The sequence below is a fragment of the Chryseobacterium potabilaquae genome (assembly GCF_902728265.1).
Lineage (GTDB): Bacteria > Bacteroidota > Bacteroidia > Flavobacteriales > Weeksellaceae > Chryseobacterium > Chryseobacterium potabilaquae.
Map to the genome: position 1 here is coordinate 77,133 of NZ_CACVBR010000003.1, position 25,443 is coordinate 102,575.

The window sequence follows — 25,443 nt, forward strand, 5'->3', positions numbered from 1 at the left end:
TCAGTTTCTCTGAACGGTTTTATATTTATATCTGAATGAATATTATTCTTCAGTTTTCTCTTCAGTAGAATTAGCCTTAGGCTCTTCTATTTTTTCTTCTACTTTAGGAGCATCAGCTACTACAGTTTCAGCTTTTTTAGCTGTTGTAGATCTTCTACTTCTTCTTGTAGCTTTTTTCTCTTCAGCATTAGGATTATAAAGCTCATTAAAGTCTACTAACTCTATAAGTGCAGTATCAGCAGCATCCCCTGGTCTGAAACCAGTCTTGATGATTCTTGTATAACCGCCATTTCTTTCAGCGATTTTAGGAGCTACTGTTCTGAATAATTCTGTAACTGCTTGTTTATTTTGAAGATATGAAAAAACTATTCTTCTATTGTGTGTAGTATCTTCTTTTGCTTTTGTTAATAGAGGTTCAACATATACTCTTAAAGCTTTCGCTTTAGCTACAGTAGTGTTGATTCTTTTATGCTCAATTAGAGAACAAGCCATATTAGAAAGTAAAGCACTTCTATGAGAGGCTGTTCTTCCTAAGTGATTGAATTTTTTACCGTGTCTCATTATTAATTATTTATCAGCGTCTAACTTATATTTTGCAACGTCGAAACCGAAGTTAAGACCTTTTGAATGCACTAATTCTTCTAGTTCTGTCAAAGATTTTTTACCAAAATTTCTGAATTTCATCAAATCAGACTTACTGTAAGAAACAAGCTCTCCAAGAGTTTCGACTTCTGCAGCCTTTAAGCAATTTAATGCTCTTACTGAGAGATCCATATCTGCTAATTTTGATTTAAGCAATTGTCTTGTATGAAGCGTTTCTTCATCGTATTGAATAGATGCTTTTACAGCCTCTGTTTCTAGCGTTATTCTCTCATCCGAGAATAGCATAAAGTGATAAATTAATATCTTAGAAGCTTCTGTTAAAGCATTTTGAGGACTGATTGAACCATCAGTTTCTATATCTAATACAAGTTTTTCGTAGTCTGTTTTTTGCTCTACACGATAATTTTCAATACTGTACTGAACTTTCTTAATTGGGGTGAAAATAGAATCAATAGCAATGGTACCAACTGGTGCATTATTTGATTTATTTTGTTCCGAAGGAACATACCCTCTACCTTTTTCAATATTGAAAGTAATTTCAAAAGTTACATCAGAGTTTAGGTTACAAATTACAAGGTCTGGATTAAGTATTTCAAATCCATTGATTGATTTTCCTAAATCTCCTGCAGTAATAATCGTTTGGCCCGAAACCTTAGCAACTACCTGCTCATTAGCTTGGTTTTCTGCTACAGCTTTTAATCTTACCTGTTTAAGGTTAAGAATGATTTCGGTAACATCTTCGATTACTCCTGGAATGGTTGAAAATTCGTGCTCTACACCTTCAATTTTGATAGATGAAATAGCGTATCCTTCCAGAGAAGAAAGCAACACTCTTCTCAAAGCATTACCGATTGTAAGCCCGAAACCTGGTTCTAGAGGTCTAAATTCGAATTGACCTTTAAATTCATCAGAGTTAAGTAAAATTACTTTATCGGGTTTTATGAATTGTAAAATTGCCATATTATTGGGTTGAGCAAAAATTTGATTAAAAAATTATTTAGAGTAAAGTTCGACGATAAGCTGTTCCTTGATATCTTCCGGAATTTGGATTCTCTCAGGAGCAGAAACGAAAGTACCTTCTTTCTTCTCATCGTTGAATTGTAACCATTCATAATTTGACTTAGAAGCTAGTGAATTTGTAACTACTTCAAGAGATTTAGATTTTTCTCTTACCGCAATTACATCTCCTACTTTAAGTAAATAAGATGGAATGTTTAAGATTTCTCCATTCACTGTAATATGTCTGTGAGAAACCAATTGTCTAGCAGCAGATCTTGTTTTAGCAAAACCTAATCTATAAACTACGTTATCTAATCTAGACTCACAAAGTTGTAATAAAACTTCCCCTGTTACACCTTTGCTTCTGTGTGCTTTATCAAATAAATTAGCAAACTGTCTTTCTAAAATACCATACGTATATTTAGCTTTTTGCTTTTCTGCCAACTGAACAGCATATTCAGACTTCTTAGCACCTCTTCTTTTATTAGGTCCATGTTGTCCTGGCGGTTGGTTCTTTCTTTTTTCGAAGTTTTTATCATCTCCGTAGATTGCAGCACCAAATTTTCTAGCAATCTTAGTTTTAGGTCCAATATATCTTGCCATAATGGGTAAATTCTAAAAATTAAACTCTTCTTCTTTTTGGTGGTCTACAACCATTGTGTGGCATAGGAGTCACATCAACGATTTCACTAACTTCAATTCCTGAATTGTGAATAGATCTAATAGCAGATTCTCTACCTGCTCCTGGACCTTTTACAAACACCTTAACTCTTCTTAATCCTGCTTCATGAGCTACAGCAGAGCAATTTTCAGCCGCCATTTGAGCAGCAAAAGGAGTATTCTTTTTAGATCCTCTGAATCCCATTTTACCGGCAGATGCCCAAGAAATTACTTCTCCGTTTTTATTTGTCAAAGAAATAATAATATTATTAAAAGACGCTTGGATGTGAGCTTCACCAATAGCCTCTACTTTTACTTTTCTTTTTTTAACTACTTTAGTTTGTTTTGCCATAATTCCTAACGATTATTTACTTGCTTTTTTCTTGTTAGCAACAGTTTTTCTCTTTCCTTTACGGGTTCTAGAGTTATTCTTCGTTCTCTGGCCTCTTAAAGGTAATCCTAGTCTGTGACGTATTCCTCGTTGGCATCCTATGTCCATCAATCTTTTGATGTTCAATTGCACTTCAGATCTAAGCTCTCCTTCCACTTTAACATTTTCAGAGATGTAAGTTCTAATTGCAGCCAATTCATCGTCATTCCATTCGTTGACTTTCTTATCTTCGCTGATACCGGCAGCCTTAAGGATTTCAGAAGATGTACTTCTTCCTACTCCGTAGATATAAGTTAAACCGATAACGCCTCTTTTGTTTTTTGGTAAATCAATACCTGCAATTCTCGCCATAATTTAATTTTAGCCTTGTCTTTGTTTAAATTTTGGGTTCTTCTTGTTGATCACAAAAAGTACACCTTTTCTGCGTACAATTTTGCAATCAGCGCTTCTTTTTTTAATTGATGCTCTAACTTTCATTTTGATAGTATTTATTTTTTCAACAATAGCCAAATGGAATATTTATTCCATTTGGCAGTTGTATTAATATCTAAATGTAATTCTCCCTTTCGTTAAATCATAGGGAGACATTTCTAATTTCACCTTATCTCCAGGTAAAAGTTTAATATAATGCATTCTCATTTTACCAGAAATATGAGCAATAAGTACATGCCCATTTTCTAGCTCTACACGGAACATGGCATTCGAAAGTGCCTCCACAATCACGCCGTCTTGTTCAATATGTTTTTGTTTCGCCATAAATTAATATCCAGTCGTTCTTGATAATTTAGACTGCATTAAGCCATCATAATGATGGTTCAGCAGATATGTATTAATCTGTTGAACAGTATCTAAAATTACTCCAACCATAATCAATAATGATGTCCCTCCAAAAAATAGAGCGAACGCATCTGTCTGAACAAAGCTTCCATGCACAATTGCTGGAAGGACTGCAAAGATAGATAAAAATATTGCACCAGGCAAGGTAATTTTTGATAAAATATCGTCTAAATAATCAGCGGTCTCTTTACCCGGTCTTACTTTAGGTACTAAGCCTCCATTTCTCTTCAAATCATCAGCCATTTGGTTTACCGGAATTGTAATCGCAGTATAAAAGAATGAGAAGATAATAATTAATAGTGCAAACAATACATTGTATTGCCAACTAAATACATTCTTGAAACCAGCAAGAAAAGTGTTAGACTCATCTACTTTTGTTAATAGTCCTGGTACGAACATCAATGCCTGAGCAAAGATAATTGGCATTACACCAGCAGCATTAACTTTCAATGGAATCCACTGTCTTGCTCCTTGCATAAGATTTCTATTTACACCTCCTCTTGCTTGAGCTCTGCTTACATATTGAATAGGGATTTTTCTAACAGCAACTGATAGTATAACTGCCAGAAGAACCACCAACATCCAAAATAACACTTCAATAAGGATCATAATAGATCCCATTCCTCCTTTTCCGTTCTGCACTGCCATTTCTTGTACGAATGCTTCAGGTAATCTTGAAAGGATCCCTACCATAATAAGAATAGAGATACCATTTCCAATACCTTTGTCAGTAATCTTTTCACCTAACCACATCGCAAATACTGAACCAGCAACCAAAATTACAATACTTGGTAACCAGAACATAATAGAATTGGGCTCTACATAATATGCAGATTGGAATTGAGCATATGGTAAAAATAATTGAGTAATAGAAGTTAAATAAGAAGGTGCCTGTACTAAACAAACTCCAATAGTTAACCATCTTGTAATTTGATTCAATGTATTTCTACCTGACTCTCCATCCTTCTGAAGCTTCTGAAGATAAGGAATAGCCATTCCCATCAACTGAACAATAATAGAAGCAGAAATATAAGGCATGATACCTAACGCCATTACAGAAGCATGACTAAACGCCCCCCCTGTAAACGACGAAAGCAAGCCAAGGAGACCTGCTCCTTGCTTGTTACCGCCTTGATTTTTATAATGCTCTAAGAGATCCCCTACCTCTGCAAGATTAATTGCGGGTAATGAGATATAAGATGCGAATCTATACACAAGGATTATACCTAAAGTAAAGAGTATTTTCTCTCTAAGTTCCTTTAAGCTCCAAATATTTTTTAAGGTTTGTATAAATTCTTTCATTATTAAGTATTATATGGTAATTGCTTTTCCACCTGCTTTAGCGATAAGCTCCTCAGCAGACTTAGTGAATTTGTCAGCAGAGATTGAAACCGCAGATTTCAACTCTCCTCTACCCATAATCTTCACTAATTCATTTTTAGTAGCTAAACCATTTGCAATCAAAACTTCTTTAGTAATATCTCCAGTGATAGATTTATTTTCTATTAAAGTTTGGATAGAATCTAGGTTGATCGCTCTAAACTCTTTTCTGTTTACGTTTTTGAATCCGAATTTAGGTAATCTTCTTTGTAAAGGCATCTGACCTCCTTCAAAACCGATTTTTTGAGAATAACCAGCTCTTGCTTTCTGTCCTTTATGCCCTTTCGTAGCAGTACCTCCTTTTCCACTACCTTGTCCTCTACCAATTCTTTTAGAATTAAAAGTAGAACCTGCAGCAGGCTTTATATTATTTAAATTCATTTTAAATTTTGTTTAAAAATTATTTTTGAACTTCAAGTAAATGACTAACTGCAGCTATCATTCCTAAGATAGAAGGAGTCGCTTCGTGTTCTACAACTTGGTGAAGTTTCTTAAATCCTAATGCTTCAAGCGTTCTCTTTTGGGTTTTTGTTCTTCCAATAGCGCTTCTTACTTGCTTTACTTTGATTGTTGCCATTGTTTTATATATTAACCGTTAAACACTTTACTTAGAGAAACTCCCCTCATTCTTGCAATCTCTTCAGGTCTTCTAATATCCAATAATGCTTTGAAAGTTGCTTTCACCACATTGTGAGGGTTAGAAGATCCTTTAGATTTTGAAAGGATATCATGAATACCAGCAGATTCTAGTACCGCTCTTACCGCACCTCCTGCGATAAGCCCTGTACCATGAGAAGCAGGTCTTAAGAAGATATCTGCACCTCCATATCTAGCAGTAGTCTGGTGAGGAATTGTATGGTTCATCACAGGAACTTTCACAAGATTTTTCTTCGCGTCTTCAACCGCTTTAGCAATTGCAGAAGCCACCTCTTTAGACTTTCCTAGTCCGTAACCGATAACTCCATCTTCGTTACCTACAACTACGATAGCAGAGAATCCGAAAGCTCTACCACCTTTAGTTACTTTTGTTACTCTGTTAACAGCTACGAGACGATCTTTAAGTTCTAATCCTCCCGGTTTTACTCTTTCTATATTATCTAGTCCTAACATATTTCCGAAATTTTTTATGATTAGAATTTAAGTCCACCTTCTCTCGCACCATCAGCTAGAGCCTTAACTCTTCCGTGATATACGAAACCGTTTCTATCAAACACTATATTTTCGATTCCTGCAGCTTTCGCTTTAGCAGCAATAGCCTTACCTACAGCAGCAGAAATTTCAGTTTTAGTCCCGTTAGCCTCAACCCCTTTCTCTCTAGAAGAAGCAGATGCTAAAGTTTTTCCACTGTTATCATCGATTAACTGAGCGTAAATTTCCTTATTACTTTTATATACAGATAATCTTGGCAATTCAGAAGATCCAGAGATTTTCCCTCTTACTCTTCTTTTGATTCTAATTCTTTTTTCTAATTTACTTAATGCCATTTTCTTATAATTTATTAAGCAGATTTACCAGCTTTACGTCTAACATTTTCACCAACGAATCTTACACCTTTTCCTTTATATGGCTCAGGCTTTCTGAAAGAACGGATCTTTGCAGTAACCATCCCCAAAAGTTGTTTATCATGAGACGTTAAAGTAATAATTGGATTTTTACCTTTTTCAGTCAATGTATCCACCTTTACTTCACCAGGAAGTTCTAATACGATACCATGAGAGAATCCTAAAGCTAGCTCAAGTTTTTGACCTGAGTGAGAAGCTCTGTATCCTACCCCTACTAGTTCTAGTTTCTTTTCGAAACCTTCTGCAACACCAACAATCATATTGTTGATCAACGCTCTATATAGACCGTGAAGCGCTTTGTGTTGTTTAGAATCAGATGGTCTGTTTACATTCAGTTCTCCATCTTTTTGTTCTAAAGTAATTCCCGCTGTAAGCTCCTGAGAAAGCTCTCCTTTTGGACCTTTTGCAGTTACTACACCATTATTTTCAGTGATTGTAACTCCTGCAGGAATTGTTATAATTGCTTTACCAATTCTTGACATTTTCCTTTGATTAAAAATTAATAAACATAGCAGATTACTTCACCGCCTACTTTCTCTTCTCTAGCTTTCTTGTCAGTCATTACTCCTTTAGAAGTCGAGATGATAGAAATACCCAAACCGTTTAGTACTCTTGGAAGTTCAGTTGAACCTTTGTACTGTCTCAAACCTGGTCTTGAAGCTCTTTGAATAGACTTAATAGCAGGCTTGTTAGTTTGTTTATCGTACTTTAAAGCGATTTTGATCGTACCTTGAACAGCGTTATCTTCAAACTTGAAGTTTAAGATATACCCTTGGTCAAATAAGATCTTTGTAATCTCCTTTTTGATTTTCGATGCAGGAATTTCCACCACTTTGTGGCCTGCGCTTTGTGCGTTCCTTACTCTTGTTAGGAAATCTGAAATTGGATCTGTTACCATTTTTCTTGTATAAATTATTGGTTAAAGAACAATCAGTTTTGAAAAGACTTGAAGAATAAAATACCAGACTTTAGAAAATCTTAGGTCTGATATTTTGTAAACTTTAGTATCTAAACAACTTAATTGTTCCGATTTTAATTAGTAATTATTACCAACTAGCTTTTTTAACTCCTGGGATAAGTCCGTTATTAGCCATTTCTCTAAAAGTTACTCTGGAAATTCCGAACGTTCTCATATATCCTCTTGGTCTCCCTGTCAATTTACATCTGTTATGTAATCTTACAGGAGAAGCGTTTTTTGGAAGTTTTTGTAATGCTTCGTAATCACCTGCTTCTTTTAAAGCTTGTCTTTTCGCAGCATATTTAGCAACTAGTGCTTCTCTTTTGCGCTCACGCGCTTTCATTGATTCTTTAGCCATTTCTTAGTTCTTTTTAAATGGTAAACCGAAGTGAGTTAATAATGCTTTAGCTTCTTTATCTGTTTTCGCAGTGGTAACAAAAGTGATGTCCATCCCTTGGATTTTTTTCACTTTGTCGATTACTATTTCAGGGAAAATGATCTGCTCAGTGATCCCTAAGTTATAGTTACCTCTACCGTCAAAACCATCAGCTTTAATACCAGAGAAATCTCTAATACGTGGCAATGCAGAAGAAGTAAGTCTATCTAAGAATTCATACATTTTATGCGCTCTTAGGGTAACTTTAGCTCCTACAGGCATACCTTTTCTTAATTTGAAAGCAGCTTCATCTTTCTTAGAGATAGTACCTACAGCCTTCTGACCAGTGATATTTGTTAATTCTTCAACAGCATAATCGATGATCTTTTTGTCTGCAGTAGCATCACCTAATCCTTGAGATAAAATGATTTTTTCTAACCTAGGCACTTGCATTACTGATTTGTACCCGAACTCTTCCATCATTGCAGGAACAATCGTTTCTTTATATGCTTTTTTGGGTCTTGCTATATATTCCATGTGTTATTTAAAATTATAAAGTTTCACCCGTTTTTTTATCAAATCTTACTTTCTTATCTCCTTCAGTTTTATAACCTACTTTGATCGCTTTTCCGTCTTTACCAACTAAAGCTATATTTGAGATATGAATAGAAGCTTCTTTTTCTGTGATTCCTCCTTGAGGATTTGAAGCTGAAGGCTTAACGTGTTTTTTAACGATGTTAAGTCCTGCAACGATAACTCTAGGGTCTTTTCCTTCTTTTTTAATCACTTCAATAACTTCACCAGTCTTACCTTTGATATCTTTTTTACCAGTGGTAATGATTACGTTATCTCCTCTTTTTATTTTTAACTTTGACATTTTTCTTTAAAATTTTAAAAATTAAAGTACTTCAGGAGCTAATGAAATGATTTTCATATATTCTTTGTCTCTCAACTCACGAGCAACAGGTCCAAAAACACGAGTTCCTCTCATTTCTCCTGCTGCATTTAGTAATACACAAGCATTGTCTTCAAATTTGATGTATGAACCATCCTTTCTTCTCACTGCTTTTTTTGTTCTTACTACTACAGCTTTAGATACCTGACCTTTTTTAGCATTTCCTGATGGTGTAGAATCTTTGATAGTAACAACGATTTTATCACCAACTGAAGCATATCTTCTTCTGGTTCCTCCCAGAACTCTGATAACTAATACTTCTTTAGCACCTGTGTTATCAGCAACTTTTAATCTTGATTCTGTTTGTAACATTATTACTTAGCTTTTTCAATGATTCTTACTAATCTCCATCTCTTATTTTTGCTCAAAGGTCTAGTTTCTTGAATAAGAACTGTATCTCCTTCGTTGCATTCGTTGTTCTCGTCGTGTGCAGTATATTTCTTCGTTTTCAATACGAATTTACCGTACATCGGATGCTTCATTCTCATCGTTTCACTAACAACAATGGTCTTTTCCATTTTATTGCTGGAAACCACTCCGATTCTTTCTTTTCTTAAATTTCTATCCATTGTAAAATGAAATTATTGTTTGTTAGTTAACTCAGTATTTAGTCTTGCGATCGTTTTTCTCAAATCTTTGATTTGAATTGGGTTTTCAAGTGGGCTGATTTTGTGAGCCAATTTCATTTTTGAATATTGAGCTTTAACATCAGCTAATTGAGCTTGAATTTCCCCTGCGCTTAAATTTTTAATATCAGCTTTTTTCATTGTATTCAAAGATTATAGAGGTTTAACAAAATCGTTAGCAACTACGAATTTAGTAACTACAGGTAGTTTTTGAGCAGCAAGTCTTAATGCTTCCTTAGCGATATCGTAAGGTACGCCTCCGATTTCGAACATAATTTTACCTGGTTTTACTACAGCTACCCAATATTCCACAGCCCCTTTACCTTTACCCATACGTACTTCCGCTGGTTTTTTAGTAATTGGCTTATCCGGGAAAATTTTAATCCATAGTTGACCTTCTCTCTTCATATATCTTGTCGCAGCGATACGTGCAGCTTCAATTTGTCTTGCAGTGATCCAAGCACCTTCTGTCGCCTTGATTCCAAAAGTTCCATAAGCAAGTTGACTACCTCTTTGTGCAATCCCCTTCATCTTCATCTTATGAACTCTACGGAACTTGGTTCTTTTTGGTTGTAACATAATTTCTAAATTTTAGATTTTAGATTTTAGATTTTAGATTTTTTTTATTTTAAAAAAGTAACGGTAATTTAAAATTCAAAATTTCTATCTAAAATTTTTAATTATTATTGTTATTATTGTTATTGTTCTTTCTAGGTCTTCTGTTGTCTCTGTCTCCTCCTCTGTTGTTTCCTCTATCTGACTGACCTCCTTTTTTCTGTTGTCCCACTAATGGAGAAAGTTCTCTTTTACCATAAACTTCACCTTTCATGATCCAAACTTTTACACCTAGCTTTCCGTACTGAGTAAGTGCTTCACCGATATGGTAATCGATATCTGCTCTGAAAGTAGACAATGGAATTCTTCCGTCTTTGAAAGATTCTGATCTTGCCATTTCAGCTCCGTTTAATCTACCAGAGATTTGAACTTTGATACCTTCTGCACCCATTCTCATTGTACCTGCCATCGCCATTTTAACAGCTCTTCTGTAAGAAATTCTATTTTCAATTTGCTTAGCAATGCTATCAGCAACTAGTACTGCATCTAGCTCAGGTCTTTTGATTTCGAAAATGTTGATTTGAATATCCTTTTTAGTCAATTTCTTCAACTCTTCTTTTAATTTATCAACCTCCTGACCTCCTTTACCGATGATAAGTCCCGGTCTAGCAGTAGTGATAGTAACTGTTACTAATTTTAATGTTCTTTCAATGTAAATTCTTGAAATCCCACCTTTAGATAATCTAGCCTCAAGGTATCTTCTGATTTTGTAGTCTTCAGCGATTCTGTCTCCATAATCGTTTCCACCAAACCAGTTAGAATCCCATCCTCTGATGATACCTAATCTGTTACCAATTGGATTTGTCTTCTGTCCCATACCTTGATTAATTTTCTTTATTACCTAAGATTAATGTAACGTGGTTAGATCTTTTTCTGATTCTATACCCTCTACCTTGTGGAGCTGGTCTTAGTCTCTTCAATTGTCTTGCACTATCCACGAAGATTTCTTTAACGATAAGGTTTGCTTCTTCGATATCCGCACCTTCGTTTTTAGTCTGCCAGTTTGCCATAGCAGAAAGAAGTAATTTTTCTAACTTGTTAGATGCTTCTTTTTTAGAATATTTTAGGATATAAAGAGCTTTATCTACCTGCTCTCCTCTAATGATATCAGCAACTAATCTCATTTTTCTTGGAGATGATGGGCAGTCATTTAATGAAGCTTTTACAACGTCTTTGTTAGCTTCTTTTCTTGCGATTGAACTATCTTGTTTTCTTGATCCCATGATTATCTGCTTCCTTTGTTTTTGTTACCACCATGACCTCTGAAAGATCTTGTTGGAGAAAATTCGCCTAACTTGTGACCTACCATGTTTTCTGTAACATAAACAGGGATAAAAGATTTCCCGTTGTGTACAGCAATAGTTTGTCCTACAAAGTCCGGAGAGATCATCGATGCTCTAGACCAAGTTTTGATAACTGTCTTCTTACCAGACTCTATATTTGCCTGAACCTTCTTATCTAAAGTATGATGAATGAACGGTCCTTTCTTAAGTGATCTTGCCATAATTATTTTCTTTTAGATACGATGTAACGGTTAGACACTTTATTTTTCTTTCTAGTTTTGTAACCTTTAGACGGCATACCATTTCTAGATCTTGGGTGACCTCCAGAAGAACGTCCTTCACCACCACCCATTGGGTGATCTACAGGGTTCATTACTACCGCTCTTGTTCTTGGTCTTCTACCTAACCATCTGCTTCTACCAGCTTTACCTGATACAGTTAATTGGTGATCAGAGTTAGAAACTGAACCGATCATTGCCATACATTCAGTAAGGATCATTCTAGATTCTCCTGAAGGCAATTTGATGATTGCATATTTTCCATCTCTTGAAGTAAGCTGAGCTGAAGAACCAGCACTTCTTGCTAAAATTGCACCTTGACCAGGCTTCATTTCAACACAAGAAATTACAGTACCCAATGGAATATTTTTCAATTTCATCGCGTTCCCTACATTTGGTTCTACGCTTTCACCTGAAACTACTTTTTGATCAACCTTGATACCGTTTGGAGCGATGATATATCTCTTCTCTCCGTCTGCGTACTCTAATAAAGCGATAAATGCAGTTCTGTTTGGATCGTATTCTACAGTCTTTACAGTTGCTTCAACGTTTGCTTTGTTTCTTTTGAAGTCAATAATTCTGTATTTCTTTTTGTGTCCACCTCCGGTGTAACGCATGGTCATTTTACCTGTTTGGTTACGTCCACCTGACTTTTTAATACCAACTGTTAGAGATTTCTCTGGCTTGTTGGTAGTAATTTCCTCAAAATTGTTTACAATTCTGAATCTCTGTCCCGGGGTGATAGGTTTTAATTTTCTAACAGACATTACTATTATTTATAATTAATAATTAATTTACAGCAAAAATATCGATAACTTCACCTTCAACAAGTTTAATTACCGCTTTTTTCAATTTGTTTGTCTTTCCTACTTGAAGACCTTTTTTAGTGTATTTCGAAGAAACCTTCGGAGCATAAATCATCGTGTTAACATCTGCTACTTTTACACCATAAGCTGCTTCTACAGCTTTTTTAATTTGGATTTTATTCGCCTTAGTATCTACTAAGAAAGAATAAGAACCTCTTAAATCCGTAAGGTAATTAGCCTTTTCTGAGATAACTGGTTTAATAATAATAGACATGATTTATTTCTTTAAATTTTCCTGGAATTTTTCAACTGCACCTTCAAAGAATACTACTTCTCCTGCGTTTACTAAATCGTAAGAACTTACTTCGTTGAAGTTCATTACTTTAGTTTTAGGTAAGTTTCTTGAAGATAAATACACATTCTTGTTAGCTTCAGGAAGAATAAACAAAGATTTTTTACCGTTCAATGCTAAAGCATTCAATAATGTAATGAAATCTTTAGTTTTAGGAGCATTTAAGCTCATATCTTCTAAAACTCTGATGCTGTTGTCTCTCATTTTCTGAGATAAAACAGATTTTTTAGCTAATCTCTTAAGAGCTTTGTTCAATTTGAATCTATAGTCTCTTGGCTTTGGTCCAAATACTCTACCTCCCCCTCTGAATGTTGGAGATTTAATATCACCATATCTAGCAGAACCAGATCCTTTTTGCTTCTTAAGTTTTTTAGTAGAAGCTGTAATTTCGCTTCTTTCTTTTGCTTTATGAGTCCCTTGTCTTTGCGCAGCAAGGTACTGTTTAACTTCTAAGTAAACCGCGTGCTGATTTGGCTCAATTCCGAATACTGATTCGTCTAGAGTTACTTTTCTTCCGGTCTCTTTTCCTGATGTATTTAATACTACTAATTCCATTTTCTGATAATTACATAAGAATTTTTAGCTCCCGGAACAGCACCTTTTATTACTAAAAGATTTTGTTCTTGATCCACTTTTAACACTTGAAGGTTTTGCACAGTTACCTGCTTCCCTCCCATTCTTCCAGCCATTCTCATCCCTTTGAATACTCTTGAAGGGTCTGAACCAGCACCGATAGAACCTGGAGCTCTAAGTCTGTTGTGCTGACCATGAGTTGCCTGCATTACACCTCCAAAGCCATGTCTTTTAACAACACCTTGGAAACCTTTACCTTTAGAAGTACCTGTTACATCTACATATTCACCTTCAGCGAATAAATCAACTTTCACTTCTTCTCCTACTTTCACTTCAGCGAACCCCTCATGGAACTCTACTAATTTAGCTTTAGGAGCAGAGCTAGCCTTTTTAAAATGACCAGCTAACGCTTTACCAACGTTCTTTTCACTCTTGTCATCGAAACCTAATTGAACAGCTGTATAACCGTCTTTTTCTAAGGTTCTGACCTGTAAAACCGAGCATGGACCAGCTTGAATAACTGTACAAGGGATATTTTTCCCTTCTTCGTTAAACAAAGATGTCATACCGATTTTTTTACCAATAATACCTGACATTGTTTATGTTATAATAAAATTTATCCTTTATTTATCATCATTTAAAAGAGGTCTAAAGCAATTTCTACTTTTGATATAGGCATACTACGCCCCTAAAATGAGTGTGCAAATTTATGAATAATTTTGCAACTGACAAATATTTAGTGTAAAATATTTTGATTTTTAATGATTTACAAAAAACACGCTTCATAGAATATTAAACTTCATTTGTCGAAATATGAATATAATATCACTATCAATTATTTATTTCGAATCTAAAAGAATAACTTCACTATAAAAAGCCTCAATAAAAAGTGAGGAAACGATTCGAGAAGTACCTAAAAAATCTTGCAAGTGAATCTGAAGACTTTACAATACATTACAAATGAGACACTACAGGGATTAAGCTCTTCTTTATCTTAATAAATAGATTATCCCACAATAACATTAATTCCTATTTCTTCAAGTTTCCTTTTGTCTTCATCCTGAATATTATCATCCGTCACTAGAGAGTCTATCTTATCAAGAGAAGTTATTTTACCAAACCCTTTTCTATTCAGCTTTGAAGAGTCTGCAACTATTACTACTTTATCTGAACATTCTATCATTAATTGATTGAGATGAGCCTCTGCAGCATTAGATGTACTTATTCCAAATTCCATATCAATTCCGTCAACCCCTAAGAATAACTTATTACAGGAAAATTGTTTAAGGATAGATTCAGAAATAGATCCCACAATCGAAGTAGAACTTTTTCTTACTTCCCCTCCTAACTGAATAATGTTAATATTAGGATTATTACAAAGCTCAATAGCCACTCGTAAAGAAGAAGTCAGAACAGTAAGAGGTCCAAAACCAACCAACATTCGTGCTAGATAATGCATCGTGGTTCCAGAAGCCAATATAATACAATCATTTTCATGAATAAATGACAAAGAAGCTCTAGCGATCTTCTGCTTAGCCTCTACATTAATATTTTCTTTTTCATCCACATTTTTTTCATATGCATAGCTCATATGCTTGCTGGCTCCCCCGTGATTACGAAACAGCAACCCCAAACTTTCAAGATAATTCAGATCTTTACGAATAGTAACGGATGATACGTTAAACTTTTCACAGAGTTCCTGAACAAGCACATAACCTTTTTCGTTAAGTTCTTTCAATATATCATTATGCCTTGATAGTAATTTTTCCATGGGATTATTTGATCAAATTTATTACTTTTTTTCGAGAATAAAAATTTCATTTATTTTCTTTTAACTTTCGATTTTAATATTTAACTTTGAAAACGAAACACAACGAAACATTATGAAACGGAATGAAGAACTTCAAAAAATAACTACTACCAGCGAGTGGGATTTTATTATTATAGGAGGAGGAGCTAGTGGTTTAGGTTCAGCATTGGATGCCACAAGTAGGGGCTTTAAAACTCTACTACTTGAATCGCATGATTTTGCAAAAGCAACATCCAGCCGAAGTACAAAATTAGTTCATGGAGGAGTACGCTATCTTGCTCAAGGAGATATAGGATTGGTAAAGGAAGCCTTAAAAGAAAGAGGCTTACTTTCAAAAAATGCAGCTCATGTCGTTAAAAATCAATCTTTCATCATTCCCAATTACACATGGTGGGAAGGTATTTATTACAAAATAGGATTGTCAATATATGATTTTCTTGCTGGAAAATTAAGCCTGGGAAAAACAAGATATATCAGCAGATCCTCTACTATAAATAAACTGCCTACTATTGAGCAAAATCGTCTTAGCAGCGGAGTGGTTTATCAAGATGGGCAATTTGATGACGCCAGACTATCCATAAATTTGGCACAAACTATTATTGAGCAAGGAGGAACTGCAGTTAATTATATAAAAGTTATTAGTTTATTAAAAAATGAGGCTAATAAAATTATTGGAGTTGTTGCAGAAGATCAATTCAATAAGCAGCAATATAAAATATATTCCAAAGTAGTAGTTAATGCTACAGGTGTGTTTACCAATGATATTCTTAATCTGAATAATCCCCAGCATGGAAAATTTGTGGTTCCAAGCCAAGGAATTCATTTGGTTTTAGATAAATCTTTTCTAAAAAGCGACGATGCTATTATGATCCCTAAAACATCAGATGGGAGGGTTTTGTTTGTTGTACCATGGCATGACAGAGCATTAGTAGGGACAACAGATACTCTACTTGAAAATCCGAGTTTTGAGCCCCACGCTTTAGAAACAGAAATCAATTTTGTATTAACAACAGCGAGACAATATCTTTCAAAAAAACCTACACGAGAAGATGTAAAATCTGTTTTTGCTGGGCTAAGACCTCTTGCCGCACCAAAAGATGGAAGCAAAAGCACCAAAGAAGTTTCCAGAAGTCACAAAGTATTAGCCTCAGATACAGGATTAATTAGTATTATTGGAGGAAAATGGACAACTTATCGGAAAATGGCAGAAGACACTATTAATAAAGCTATTGAGGTTCATCAACTCCCTAATCGGCCTTCAGCAACAGAAAGCTTATCGATTCACGGAAACATGAAACCTGAAAATGTAGATAGAAGCAATCATAAATATGTATATGGATCCGATATTCCTTCTATAATGTCATTAGAGCAAAGCAATCCTGAATATTCAAAAAAAATACATCCGGATCATCCGTTCACAATAGCAGAAGTTATTTGGGCTTTACGTTATGAAATGGCAGAAACTATAGAAGATGTTTTAGCAAGAAGAGTTCGCCTTTTATTTTTAGATGCCAGAGCAGCCATAGATAGCGCCCATATAATAGCATCCATTATAGCAAAAGAAAAAAAACACTCTACCGAATGGGCTACTCAACAGCAAAATGAATTTATAGAATTAGCAAAAAGCTATTTATTGACATCTTATTCGCCTAAAAACAATCAACTCTAAATTAATGTAATGATGAAAGAAAAGTTAATTCTCGCTTTAGATCAAGGCACAACTTCTTCACGTGCCATACTATTTAATCATAATGGAGAAATAAAGTATATATCACAAAAAAGTTTTGAACAAATATTTCCCACCCCAGGTTGGGTAGAGCATGACCCCAATGAAATCTGGTCTTCTCAGATTTCGGTAGCCGCCGAAATTATCGCAAAGGCAGGAATCTCTGGTTTGGAAGTAGCGGCTATTGGAATTACCAATCAAAGGGAAACTACTATAGTTTGGGATAAAGAAACTGGAGAACCGATCTACAATGCTATTGTATGGCAAGATAGAAGAACCTCAAAATATTGTGACGAACTGAAAGAGCAAGGTCATACAGAAATGATCAAGAAAAAAACAGGACTCGTATTAGACGCCTATTTTTCTGCTACTAAACTAAAATGGATTCTTGATAACGTAGAAGGCGCAAGAGAAAAAGCTGAAGCAGGGAAATTATGTTTTGGAACAGTCGACACATGGCTTGTTTGGAAGCTTACACGAGGAAAAATGTTTATTACAGACGTCTCCAACGCAAGCAGAACAATGCTCCTAAATATACATTCTTTAGAATGGGACGAAGATTTATTAAAATTATTTAATATCCCAAAAAATGTTCTTCCTACTGTGAAACAAAGTAGTGAAGTATATGGAGAAACAGCTACCACTTTGTTTTCAACAAAAATTCCTATCGCAGGGATTGCTGGAGATCAACAAGCTGCCTTATTTGGACAGATGTGTACAAAACCAGGAATGGTCAAAAATACATATGGTACAGGATGTTTTCTTTTAATGAATACCGGAAAAGAAGCTGTTTTATCAAAAAACAACCTTCTTACTACTGTTGCTTGGAAAATAAACAATGAGGTGAATTATGCTTTAGAAGGTAGTGTTTTTGTAGGAGGAGCAGCTATTCAATGGTTAAGGGATGGACTTAAATTAATCAATTCTGCAGAAGAAATTAATCATTTAGCTAAAACTGAAAAGGATAATGGTGGAGTTTATTTTGTTCCGGCGCTTACAGGCCTTGGAGCTCCTTATTGGGATCAATATGCACGAGGGACGATCGTTGGAGTAACTCGCGGCACAACGAATGGGCATATCGCAAGAGCTACTTTAGAAGGAATTGCTTTCCAGGTGTATGATATAGTTAAAGCTATGGAAGCAGATTCGGGAACGAATAGCCCTGAATTACGAGTTGATGGAGGAGCTTCTGCCAGCGATCTTTTGATGCAAATTCAATCTGATTTATTTGGATTTAAAATTACGAGGCCAAAAACATTAGAAACCACAGCATTAGGGGCAGCTTACTTAGCTGGACTTGCGGTTGGATACTGGAAAAGCATTGATGAAATTCAATCTCAATGGATTGTTGATAAAGACTTTACTCCGCAGCTAGAAAGAGAAAAAGCACATACAATGATCCAATCCTGGCACAAAGCAGTTACTCGTTCACAAATGTGGATTGAAGATTAATTTCAATATTTAAAAAACTAAAAATATGACCCCATTTATCGCAGAAATAATTGGAACAATGCTTATGATACTCCTCGGAAATGGAGTCGTAGCAAACGTTGTTTTAAAAGGAACTAAAGGAAATAATTCCGGCTGGATTGTTATTACTACCGCTTGGGCATTAGCTGTTTTCGTAGGGGTTACCATAGCAGGTCCTATCAGTGGGGCTCATTTAAATCCTGCTATTACAATTGGTTTAGCCATTGCCAACAAATTTTCCTGGAGCTTAGTCCCTTCCTATATCGCTGCTCAGATGATTGGAGCAATGACTGGGGCTTTTTTGGTATGGCTATTCAACAAAGATCATTTTTCGATTACCGACGATGAAGGAGCAAAACATGCCTGTTTTTGCACCAGCCCAGCTATTAGAAACCCGTTATCCAATCTTTTTAGTGAAACTATTGGTGCTTTTGTACTCATGTTTGTTATTTTTCATTTTGCAGATCCGAGTCTTTCTTTACAAAATGATCCCCATGCCAAAATTGGTTTAGGAACAATGGGAGCACTTCCTGTTACATTTCTAGTTTGGGTTATTGGTTTATCTTTAGGAGGAACCACAGGATACGCTATCAATCCGGCACGAGACTTAGGCCCTAGAATAATTCATTATTTATTGCCAATAAAAGGAAGTAGTGATTGGGGATATGCCTGGATTCCTATAATAGGTCCCGTTATAGGTACTGCTATAGCAGCGGTTCTTTACGGTTTTTTACACTAAAAATTAGAATAAAATATAGAATTGCTATGCCCAATACATTCAGGCATAGCAATTTTTTACCCCTCCATATCCCATAAATAATCATAAAATTTTACTATGAAAATAAAAATTCTACTTTCTTTATTAGCTATAAATATGTCATTAAGCTGCAGTAATGATCAATTACAAGATGATATTGATGAGATGACGATCAAAGAAGAAGTTCTAAAAAATGATCATAAAGTCAATTTTATAAATAACTATTATTCCGGATGGAATGAGAACATAAGATATCCCTCTCCTGATAATGATCCTCAGTTTTTTGATATTTGGCTTCCGGAAAAAAGGAACATTTCAGATACCCATTTATTCGTCTTCATACATGGAGGAAGCTTTACAGGTGGAGATAAAACAGATAGTGAATATGTTGCTGCCATCAATGCCATTAAGTCTCAATTTCCCAATAGTGCTATTGCTACTATCAATTACCGTGTAGGGCTCACTATGCTTCTGGACAAACCTATTATGGATGTCCAAAGTGCATTACATTATCTCATAGGGCAAGCACCACTCATGAACATTTCAAATAATAATATTGTATTAATCGGGGAAAGCGCTGGAGCATATCTCGCATTTTTTGAAGCATTTCGAAGAGATAGCCAATTAGGCAATCAGAAAAGATATAAAGCAGTTGTCAGTCTGAGCGGATTCGCTGAAATAATACCAAAATCAGATTCAAATACGACATTTGCCAATTTAATTGCTTTACAAGCTTTAACCGTGAAAGTTCCCAATTTAAATTTCAATGAGTATTCACCCCTCAATAGAATCACCAATCTAATACAAGCCAATGATTTTCCTGAGATATATTTATTTTATGGAGAATCTGACAAAGTCTTAAGTGGTTCAAATTCTAAAAATATATACAAGAAAATTCAAGAATCGGGGGTTCAAAAATATATTGACAAAAGTTATATACGGTCCTTTCCTAATCAAGGACACACAATGAATTCTTCTGTCAAGAATACAATTGCCCAAATTTTGACACAGAAATTGGTTTTTTAAAATATAAAAAAATCTATCAAAACAATAAAAGTATAAATATAATTTTCACAAATACTAAATTCTAATTATTTTAAATAATTAGAATTTTTTTTGAAACTCAACTTTTAATCTAAATATCTATAACTTAGCACAAAAAGATTATGAAAAGAATTTTTCAGCATTTTTATTTTTTATCCACACTGAAAGTATTTATCATTATGGTAATCCTTTCTTTTGTTTTATCCTGCAATAAAAATCAGAATCATTCCTATACATTTTACTATTGGAAAACCCATCTTTCTTTAAATAAAGAAGAAAAAAAAGCATTAAATCAATCTTCAACCCCTTATTTATATACCCGATTTTTTGATGTCGATAAGGTAAATGGCAAATTTCAACCGGTTGCTGTCATTACCAAAGATGAAAATTTTGAAACAGATAAAAAAATTGTTCCTGTTATATTTATTACTAATCAAACATTTTTACAAATTTCAGAGGAAGACATTACCTTTCTTGCCAAAAATGTTTTCTTTTTAATACAAAAGAAAATTTCCAGCTATCATCTTACCACTCATAATGAAATTCAGATCGATTGCGATTGGACGTTTAAAACAAAAGATGATTATTTTAAATTTCTAAAAAAATTAAAAGAAATTTCGGGAAAAGAAATTACATGTACTCTTCGTCTCCATCAAGTAAAAGATAAGAATATTTCCGGGATTCCTCCGGTAGAAAAAGTGTATTTAATGTGCTATTCAACATCTTCCCCATTAGAAAATTCAGATAAAAATTCGATTTTGGATGTCAATATTTTAAAAAGCTATTTATCAAAAATAGAAGATTACCCTATCAAAAATATAGAAGTAGCCCTTCCTATTTACTCCTGGGGGATTGTAACGAATCATTTAAAAAAGCATAAACTTATCAATGCATTATCCAAACAAGACTTGAATAACGACCATTTCAAAAAAATTTCTGACAATGAAATTGAAATACAAGCAGATGGTTTTTATTTCGGGAATTACCTCAATAAAGGATTTAGAATAAAAGTAGAAGAAATTTCGGATCAACAACTTGAAGAGGTAATCGATTTTTTAAGAAAAAAAATAACGCCATTTACTATTATATATTATCAATTAGATAGTAAATTTGTTATGAATCGAAATTTACAAAAGTTTTGATTTTATATGCAATATGGACTCACAATACCGGAGTCATCAGATCTAAATAATAAAAACACGGCAATAATATGAAAAAGTATGTTCTTTCATTTGCGATCCTATCCCTCTTCTATGTAGAGTCCAAAGCATGTGCTTGGGCAGATCCAGATTATGAATATTTCAATTTGTTTACACAAAGTATTATTAGAGACAAGTCCTATCTTCCTTTTCTTCACAGTTATTCCACCCGATTTTATACTGATTTTAAAAATTCACAGATTCCTAATGAAAATGTTGAATCATGGAAAAAATTCTTTAATAATCAACTGAGCTATGTCGAGACTGATTATTTAGTCAACAAAATGAATATCGGCGACTTGAATGAATTAAAAAATGGAAATCCAAAAAATCAATTATTAAAAAAACTTGGTTTTAATTTCTACAAAACCTATCAAGAAGGAATTGATTATTTAATCGAAGCCAAATATCTTGAACCTTATATGAGGATCAACTATGTAGAAAACCCTAACTCATTCTATTATGATAGAGACCAAGTCGACAAAAATGCAACTCAGCTGGATTACAAAAAAACATTAGCTGCCCTAACTTCATTATATAATGCCTCAAAAAATACAGAGGTTAAGCAGAGATATGGATATCAAATAGTACGTTTTAATCACTATACGAGAAATTATGACGCAGCTATTCTAGCATTTAAAAATTACGTGGAGCCCATAAAATTAAAAGGAGTACCTTATTATATGGCTTTGGACCAACTTGGTGGAGCTCAAAGAGGATTAAAAATGAATAGTGATGCCAACTGGAATTTCTTTCAGGTCTTTATGAATAGTAAAAGCCATAAAGAGTCTGCCTTTGTTTCTATGAAACTTTCAGATACAGCCTCATTCAATAATATTTTGAAAAAAGCCAGAAACAATGAAGAAAAAAACATGGCCTATTTCCTTTTAGGGTATGAAGATTTTAACAATCCAATCCCTATCATGGAAAAGATGTATGAAATTAATCCTGATTCGGAAATTTTGAAGGTTATGGCAGTAAGGAGTATTAATGAATTAGAAAGAAGCTATCTTCCCATTTATTACTATGATTCTAATGATCCTAATAAGACAGTATCTCAAAAGACTTCTTCTACTCTCTCAAATCATGATACAAATGGGGAGGCAGCAGAAACTAAAGATGAAAAGCTTTCTTTTTGGCAAAAAATTATTAGATTTTTTAAAAACCTTTTTGGAGGTTCCAAAACTGATAAAACTGATAACGGAAATAAAGATGACCAAAGTGATAACGAATTAGTTGATAATCCAAATAGAATTCCTTTTTTCACCAAAAACAATTACTGGTATGATGAATCAACCAAAAATTTTTTAGATGATCTGGAAGAATTTACTAATAAAACAAAAGAAAAGTCTAAGGATGAATATTGGCAAATTGCAGATGCCTATCTTAAGTTTTTAAAAAAAGACTATAAGAAGAGTATTCAGCTTTTAAATGATATTAAAACAAGCAATCCGGAATATCTAGAAGAAATAAAAAGAATGAAAGTTCTTAATGATATTGTTTCACAACCGAGAATTGACGCAGAGTATGAAAACCATCTCATGAAAGAATACTCTGAATATTTTGTTGAAAAAGAAGTTAAAAAAGATAGTACACAAACAGACTATGACTATTATGGGCCTAAACCTTCCACTGCTTCTTTTCTAAAAGACGTTTTAGCCAACCGATATTTTATTCAGGGAGAAGATGGTAAATCATTTTTGATGAATAATAAGCTTTCTGATCTACAATATAATCCCAATTCAAGCTTGGTAAAAAGTGTTGAAGAGTTTTATAGAAAACCAAATAAAACTCAGTTTGAACAACAGATCATTTCGAAAAATATGAATAATGTAGGCAATATTGATGCTTTCTTTAGTATCATTTATGGAGATCGCGCAATGAGACAAGCCGACTTTGAAAAAGCTCAATCGTTTTATCGAAAAGCTCAACAGTTCACAGGTATTCCAAGAATGGATTATGAATGGAATAATAATACTCAAAAAATTACCATCCATCAATATAATACCAATGAATACAATGGCTTTAATAATATATCCAATTTAGTTTTTGGGCATAATGTGTGGGTTAGCTATCAAAGCGACCCTCAGAAGAGTATGGAAAAAGAAGATTACACTCAATTTCCAATGATTAAACCTCTGATGAATAAATTGGAAATCGCAGATGCTCTTATAGAACTTAAAAAACTCGGTTCAGGGAAAGATGAAAAAGGTTCAAAAGCCAATCAACTCATAGGTAATCTTCTTTATAATACATCTATTTTAGGATATTACAGAGAATTATTTGTCATGGATATAGACAATACTAATGGAGGGAAGTATGACTTTTGGAATACTGATAAAAAAAATCCATATCAATATTATTATAAAAATTTTCTAGACAAATCTTATATTGAACCTGATAATTTTGATTTAGCCATTACCTATTATAAAAAAGCATTAGACCTCTCAAATAATAAAGAACAAAAAGCAAGAATACTATTTCAAATGGCAAGTGCAGAGCAAGGAAAATATTACCAATACGAAGCAAAAAATCCCTCTGCTATTGATTATTCTGATCCTAAATGGAGTGAAAAAAGTGATGCATTTCAAAAACAGTTAGATCAGACTAAAAATCAAAAATTCAGAACTTATTTTGCTCTATTAAAAACCCAGTATTCCGATACTCAAACTGCCAAATCCCTTATGGGTAGCTGCTCTTATTTTAATTATTTCATGAAATAAATTACATTCAATCTACATATCCAAAAGGAATCGTTACGATTCCTTTTTTTGTTTTTTTTGTAGCCATTCTTCATGCTTTCTTTTAAAAAACTCATGCTTATAGTCTTGATTTCTTTGTGCAGCATCAATAGAGTGCGACATATGAATATCAGAATCTTCTTTGGCTAAACTTGCCAGTCTCTCATAATAACAATGGAGCTGATCCAATTCTTTTTCTGTTAATTCTTCAATATCTACAATTCTATTGCTTGCCTTTTCATGAGAAGCAAGTAATTCATTTAGTTTTATCTGAATAGCTTTTGAGTCTTTATTTTGAGATTTTTGGATTAAAAAAACCATTAAAAAGGTAATAATTGTTGTTCCGGTATTAATTACCAATTGCCAGGTTTCGGAATAATTAAAAATAGGCCCCGAAATAGCCCAGGCTATTACAATAATAGTGGCACCAATGAAAGCATGAGGACTTCCCGTGAATTTCGTTGCCCAATTTGAAAATTTTTCAAAAATACTTTGATTTGACTTACCCATTTTATATCAGTTTTATAAGTATCATCAAAAACTCCGCCGAAATAGGCAGAGTTTTAAGGTTATTTTATTGGATAGTGGACCGCTTTATCTATCTCTATAGGATTATTATTTTTTTTTATATTTTTCTGCATCATATCGGACAATTCTTTCAATTGTTCAGGACTTTTCACTTCAATCCCCATTACCATGAAATGAGCATTTGGATCTGTGTTATTTTTATAATGTTCTTTAAAATCATGAAGAGGATCATTATAATTATCAAGCATCATTTTTGCCAATTTCACTTCAGAAATTTTAACAGGCTTTTGGCCTCCGAAATTTTCCAGTATTCCTATTGTTTCGTAATTTTTGGATAACTTATAACTCTTAACCAAGGAAAATTTGAAATTATCTTTATCATCATAAATTTCAAAAATCATTCCAGGTAAACCTCTAAATTTATAAGGTCCTTCATTAAGAACAATATCCTTTGTAAACCATGCAGTCCAATTTCTCCCACCAAATTTTGTAGTTGCTTTTTGCAAAGTATAACCTCCAAGTGCCTTCGTTTCATTAGACAGTTTCCAGCTTATGGTATTGTCTGTTTCTACTATAAACATATTTTGCAGCATAATATAATTAAAGTTTATAGTAGAATTTCTCTTTCTAGTAAGAGCTGGGGTATCATCCCAAATCATATTATTCTCTCCTTTTGTTTTATTTAAAGAATCGGTTACCACAAAATCATAATTATAAAATTTCACCTGATCCGGATTCACATCAAGCACCATATTGGCTTTTCTCTTTTGTGTAGAAGTAGAATCCATTTTAAAGTCATATTCATAAATAAACCGGTGAGTTTGCCCTGTTAAAGATGTACTGAGTATTAGCAATACTATTATAATATTTTTCATGATTATTTTTTTTACAAATATAATTAATATTTAGAACCT

At 33.9% G+C, this 25,443-nt stretch carries 37 protein-coding genes; 6 read left to right on the top strand and 31 right to left on the bottom strand.

The genetic code is table 11. The features are described 5' to 3' along the window. Positions 1-42: 42 nt before the first annotated feature. From rplQ to CHRY9293_RS02990, 29 genes are all read right to left on the bottom strand, one after another. Positions 43-561 carry a 50S ribosomal protein L17 gene (rplQ, locus tag CHRY9293_RS02850; protein WP_162031525.1) on the bottom strand — a complete coding sequence of 173 codons (519 nt, stop codon included), beginning with the start codon at positions 559-561 and terminating at the stop codon, positions 43-45. 6 nt (positions 562-567) lie between these two features. Continuing rightward, entirely contained in the window at positions 568-1,563 is a 996-nt protein-coding gene (locus tag CHRY9293_RS02855; RefSeq protein ID WP_122545933.1) for a DNA-directed RNA polymerase subunit alpha, read from the bottom strand. Between the two features lie 33 nt (positions 1,564-1,596). Continuing rightward, positions 1,597-2,205 carry a 30S ribosomal protein S4 gene (gene rpsD / locus CHRY9293_RS02860; RefSeq protein ID WP_122545932.1) on the bottom strand — a complete coding sequence of 203 codons (609 nt, stop codon included), beginning with the start codon at positions 2,203-2,205 and terminating at the stop codon, positions 1,597-1,599. A gap of 19 nt (positions 2,206-2,224) precedes the next feature. After that, positions 2,225-2,614: a 30S ribosomal protein S11 gene (rpsK, locus tag CHRY9293_RS02865; RefSeq protein ID WP_034694697.1), complete on the bottom strand. Its 390-nt coding sequence runs from the start codon at positions 2,612-2,614 to the stop codon at positions 2,225-2,227. Between the two features lie 12 nt (positions 2,615-2,626). Next, positions 2,627-3,004, bottom strand: a complete 378-nt coding sequence (gene rpsM / locus CHRY9293_RS02870) for a 30S ribosomal protein S13 (RefSeq protein WP_002983260.1) — start codon at positions 3,002-3,004, stop codon at positions 2,627-2,629. 9 nt (positions 3,005-3,013) lie between these two features. Next, entirely contained in the window at positions 3,014-3,130 is a 117-nt protein-coding gene (gene rpmJ / locus CHRY9293_RS02875; RefSeq protein ID WP_007839480.1) for a 50S ribosomal protein L36, read from the bottom strand. A 63-nt stretch (positions 3,131-3,193) separates the two neighbouring features. Next, positions 3,194-3,409 carry a translation initiation factor IF-1 gene (gene infA, locus CHRY9293_RS02880; RefSeq protein ID WP_089793277.1) on the bottom strand — a complete coding sequence of 72 codons (216 nt, stop codon included), beginning with the start codon at positions 3,407-3,409 and terminating at the stop codon, positions 3,194-3,196. Between the two features lie 3 nt (positions 3,410-3,412). After that, complete coding sequence (secY, locus tag CHRY9293_RS02885; protein ID WP_122634890.1) at positions 3,413-4,792, bottom strand: preprotein translocase subunit SecY; 1,380 nt, start codon at positions 4,790-4,792, stop codon at positions 3,413-3,415. A 9-nt stretch (positions 4,793-4,801) separates the two neighbouring features. After that, positions 4,802-5,251, bottom strand: a complete 450-nt coding sequence (rplO, locus tag CHRY9293_RS02890; RefSeq protein ID WP_122545930.1) for a 50S ribosomal protein L15 — start codon at positions 5,249-5,251, stop codon at positions 4,802-4,804. Between the two features lie 19 nt (positions 5,252-5,270). Further along, the gene (rpmD, locus tag CHRY9293_RS02895; RefSeq protein ID WP_007839493.1) at positions 5,271-5,447 is read right to left on the bottom strand and encodes a 50S ribosomal protein L30; all 177 of its coding nucleotides are present in this window, start codon (positions 5,445-5,447) and stop codon (positions 5,271-5,273) included. 11 nt (positions 5,448-5,458) lie between these two features. After that, positions 5,459-5,980 carry a 30S ribosomal protein S5 gene (rpsE, locus tag CHRY9293_RS02900; protein ID WP_047401284.1) on the bottom strand — a complete coding sequence of 174 codons (522 nt, stop codon included), beginning with the start codon at positions 5,978-5,980 and terminating at the stop codon, positions 5,459-5,461. Between the two features lie 20 nt (positions 5,981-6,000). Further along, positions 6,001-6,354, bottom strand: coding sequence for a 50S ribosomal protein L18 (gene rplR / locus CHRY9293_RS02905; RefSeq protein ID WP_162031526.1), 354 nt, complete (start codon positions 6,352-6,354; stop codon positions 6,001-6,003). 14 nt (positions 6,355-6,368) lie between these two features. Then, positions 6,369-6,914 (bottom strand): 50S ribosomal protein L6, encoded by a 546-nt coding sequence (rplF, locus tag CHRY9293_RS02910; protein WP_122545928.1) that lies wholly within the window; start codon positions 6,912-6,914, stop codon positions 6,369-6,371. 17 nt (positions 6,915-6,931) lie between these two features. After that, a complete protein-coding gene (gene rpsH / locus CHRY9293_RS02915) occupies positions 6,932-7,330 on the bottom strand; it encodes a 30S ribosomal protein S8 (RefSeq protein WP_162031527.1) in 399 nt (132 codons plus the stop codon). A gap of 148 nt (positions 7,331-7,478) precedes the next feature. After that, on the bottom strand, positions 7,479-7,748 hold the full coding sequence (gene rpsN, locus CHRY9293_RS02920) for a 30S ribosomal protein S14 (protein WP_121462208.1): 270 nt from the start codon (positions 7,746-7,748) through the stop codon (positions 7,479-7,481). Positions 7,749-7,751: 3 nt separating this feature from the next. Beyond that, complete coding sequence (rplE, locus tag CHRY9293_RS02925; protein ID WP_042720937.1) at positions 7,752-8,303, bottom strand: 50S ribosomal protein L5; 552 nt, start codon at positions 8,301-8,303, stop codon at positions 7,752-7,754. A 13-nt stretch (positions 8,304-8,316) separates the two neighbouring features. Further along, positions 8,317-8,643, bottom strand: coding sequence for a 50S ribosomal protein L24 (gene rplX / locus CHRY9293_RS02930; protein WP_122545927.1), 327 nt, complete (start codon positions 8,641-8,643; stop codon positions 8,317-8,319). A 21-nt stretch (positions 8,644-8,664) separates the two neighbouring features. Next, positions 8,665-9,033 carry a 50S ribosomal protein L14 gene (gene rplN / locus CHRY9293_RS02935; protein ID WP_007839504.1) on the bottom strand — a complete coding sequence of 123 codons (369 nt, stop codon included), beginning with the start codon at positions 9,031-9,033 and terminating at the stop codon, positions 8,665-8,667. Between the two features lie 2 nt (positions 9,034-9,035). After that, positions 9,036-9,290, bottom strand: coding sequence for a 30S ribosomal protein S17 (gene rpsQ / locus CHRY9293_RS02940; protein ID WP_027381310.1), 255 nt, complete (start codon positions 9,288-9,290; stop codon positions 9,036-9,038). A 12-nt stretch (positions 9,291-9,302) separates the two neighbouring features. After that, positions 9,303-9,488 carry a 50S ribosomal protein L29 gene (gene rpmC / locus CHRY9293_RS02945; protein ID WP_122545926.1) on the bottom strand — a complete coding sequence of 62 codons (186 nt, stop codon included), beginning with the start codon at positions 9,486-9,488 and terminating at the stop codon, positions 9,303-9,305. 12 nt (positions 9,489-9,500) lie between these two features. Further along, positions 9,501-9,926, bottom strand: coding sequence for a 50S ribosomal protein L16 (gene rplP, locus CHRY9293_RS02950; RefSeq protein ID WP_122634891.1), 426 nt, complete (start codon positions 9,924-9,926; stop codon positions 9,501-9,503). Positions 9,927-10,023: 97 nt separating this feature from the next. After that, a complete protein-coding gene (rpsC, locus tag CHRY9293_RS02955; RefSeq protein WP_122634892.1) occupies positions 10,024-10,779 on the bottom strand; it encodes a 30S ribosomal protein S3 in 756 nt (251 codons plus the stop codon). 7 nt (positions 10,780-10,786) lie between these two features. Next, positions 10,787-11,185, bottom strand: a complete 399-nt coding sequence (rplV, locus tag CHRY9293_RS02960) for a 50S ribosomal protein L22 (RefSeq protein WP_048510874.1) — start codon at positions 11,183-11,185, stop codon at positions 10,787-10,789. Between the two features lie 2 nt (positions 11,186-11,187). Continuing rightward, on the bottom strand, positions 11,188-11,466 hold the full coding sequence (rpsS, locus tag CHRY9293_RS02965) for a 30S ribosomal protein S19 (protein WP_002983209.1): 279 nt from the start codon (positions 11,464-11,466) through the stop codon (positions 11,188-11,190). Between the two features lie 2 nt (positions 11,467-11,468). Next, entirely contained in the window at positions 11,469-12,290 is an 822-nt protein-coding gene (gene rplB / locus CHRY9293_RS02970; RefSeq protein WP_007839515.1) for a 50S ribosomal protein L2, read from the bottom strand. 22 nt (positions 12,291-12,312) lie between these two features. Continuing rightward, a complete protein-coding gene (gene rplW / locus CHRY9293_RS02975; protein ID WP_034678011.1) occupies positions 12,313-12,603 on the bottom strand; it encodes a 50S ribosomal protein L23 in 291 nt (96 codons plus the stop codon). Between the two features lie 3 nt (positions 12,604-12,606). Next, a complete protein-coding gene (gene rplD, locus CHRY9293_RS02980) occupies positions 12,607-13,236 on the bottom strand; it encodes a 50S ribosomal protein L4 (protein ID WP_122545923.1) in 630 nt (209 codons plus the stop codon). Beyond that, a complete protein-coding gene (rplC, locus tag CHRY9293_RS02985) occupies positions 13,227-13,850 on the bottom strand; it encodes a 50S ribosomal protein L3 (protein WP_122545922.1) in 624 nt (207 codons plus the stop codon). The genes rplD and rplC overlap by 10 nt, the downstream gene beginning before the upstream one ends. A gap of 410 nt (positions 13,851-14,260) precedes the next feature. Next, positions 14,261-15,025, bottom strand: a complete 765-nt coding sequence (locus tag CHRY9293_RS02990) for a DeoR/GlpR family DNA-binding transcription regulator (RefSeq protein WP_162031528.1) — start codon at positions 15,023-15,025, stop codon at positions 14,261-14,263. Between the two features lie 112 nt (positions 15,026-15,137). Here CHRY9293_RS02990 and CHRY9293_RS02995 point away from each other — a divergent pair, with 112 nt between their 5' ends. The 6 genes from CHRY9293_RS02995 to CHRY9293_RS03020 all read left to right on the top strand — a co-directional run bounded on the left by CHRY9293_RS02995 (position 15,138) and on the right by CHRY9293_RS03020 (position 23,983). After that, positions 15,138-16,733: a glycerol-3-phosphate dehydrogenase/oxidase gene (locus tag CHRY9293_RS02995; protein WP_162031529.1), complete on the top strand. Its 1,596-nt coding sequence runs from the start codon at positions 15,138-15,140 to the stop codon at positions 16,731-16,733. Between the two features lie 12 nt (positions 16,734-16,745). After that, positions 16,746-18,242, top strand: a complete 1,497-nt coding sequence (gene glpK / locus CHRY9293_RS03000; protein WP_162031530.1) for a glycerol kinase GlpK — start codon at positions 16,746-16,748, stop codon at positions 18,240-18,242. Positions 18,243-18,267: 25 nt separating this feature from the next. Continuing rightward, the gene (locus tag CHRY9293_RS03005) at positions 18,268-18,999 is read left to right on the top strand and encodes an MIP/aquaporin family protein (RefSeq protein WP_162031531.1); all 732 of its coding nucleotides are present in this window, start codon (positions 18,268-18,270) and stop codon (positions 18,997-18,999) included. Between the two features lie 96 nt (positions 19,000-19,095). Further along, positions 19,096-20,043 (top strand): alpha/beta hydrolase, encoded by a 948-nt coding sequence (locus CHRY9293_RS03010; RefSeq protein WP_162031532.1) that lies wholly within the window; start codon positions 19,096-19,098, stop codon positions 20,041-20,043. Positions 20,044-20,183: 140 nt separating this feature from the next. Further along, on the top strand, positions 20,184-21,203 hold the full coding sequence (locus CHRY9293_RS03015; RefSeq protein WP_228455452.1) for a hypothetical protein: 1,020 nt from the start codon (positions 20,184-20,186) through the stop codon (positions 21,201-21,203). Positions 21,204-21,271: 68 nt separating this feature from the next. After that, the gene (locus CHRY9293_RS03020; protein WP_162031533.1) at positions 21,272-23,983 is read left to right on the top strand and encodes a hypothetical protein; all 2,712 of its coding nucleotides are present in this window, start codon (positions 21,272-21,274) and stop codon (positions 23,981-23,983) included. A 33-nt stretch (positions 23,984-24,016) separates the two neighbouring features. Here CHRY9293_RS03020 and CHRY9293_RS03025 read toward each other — a convergent pair whose 3' ends face one another. Both CHRY9293_RS03025 and CHRY9293_RS03030 read right to left on the bottom strand, forming a co-directional pair. Then, the gene (locus CHRY9293_RS03025) at positions 24,017-24,511 is read right to left on the bottom strand and encodes a low affinity iron permease family protein (protein ID WP_162031534.1); all 495 of its coding nucleotides are present in this window, start codon (positions 24,509-24,511) and stop codon (positions 24,017-24,019) included. A gap of 59 nt (positions 24,512-24,570) precedes the next feature. Next, positions 24,571-25,404, bottom strand: a complete 834-nt coding sequence (locus CHRY9293_RS03030; RefSeq protein ID WP_162031535.1) for a GLPGLI family protein — start codon at positions 25,402-25,404, stop codon at positions 24,571-24,573. Positions 25,405-25,443 lie beyond the last annotated feature (39 nt).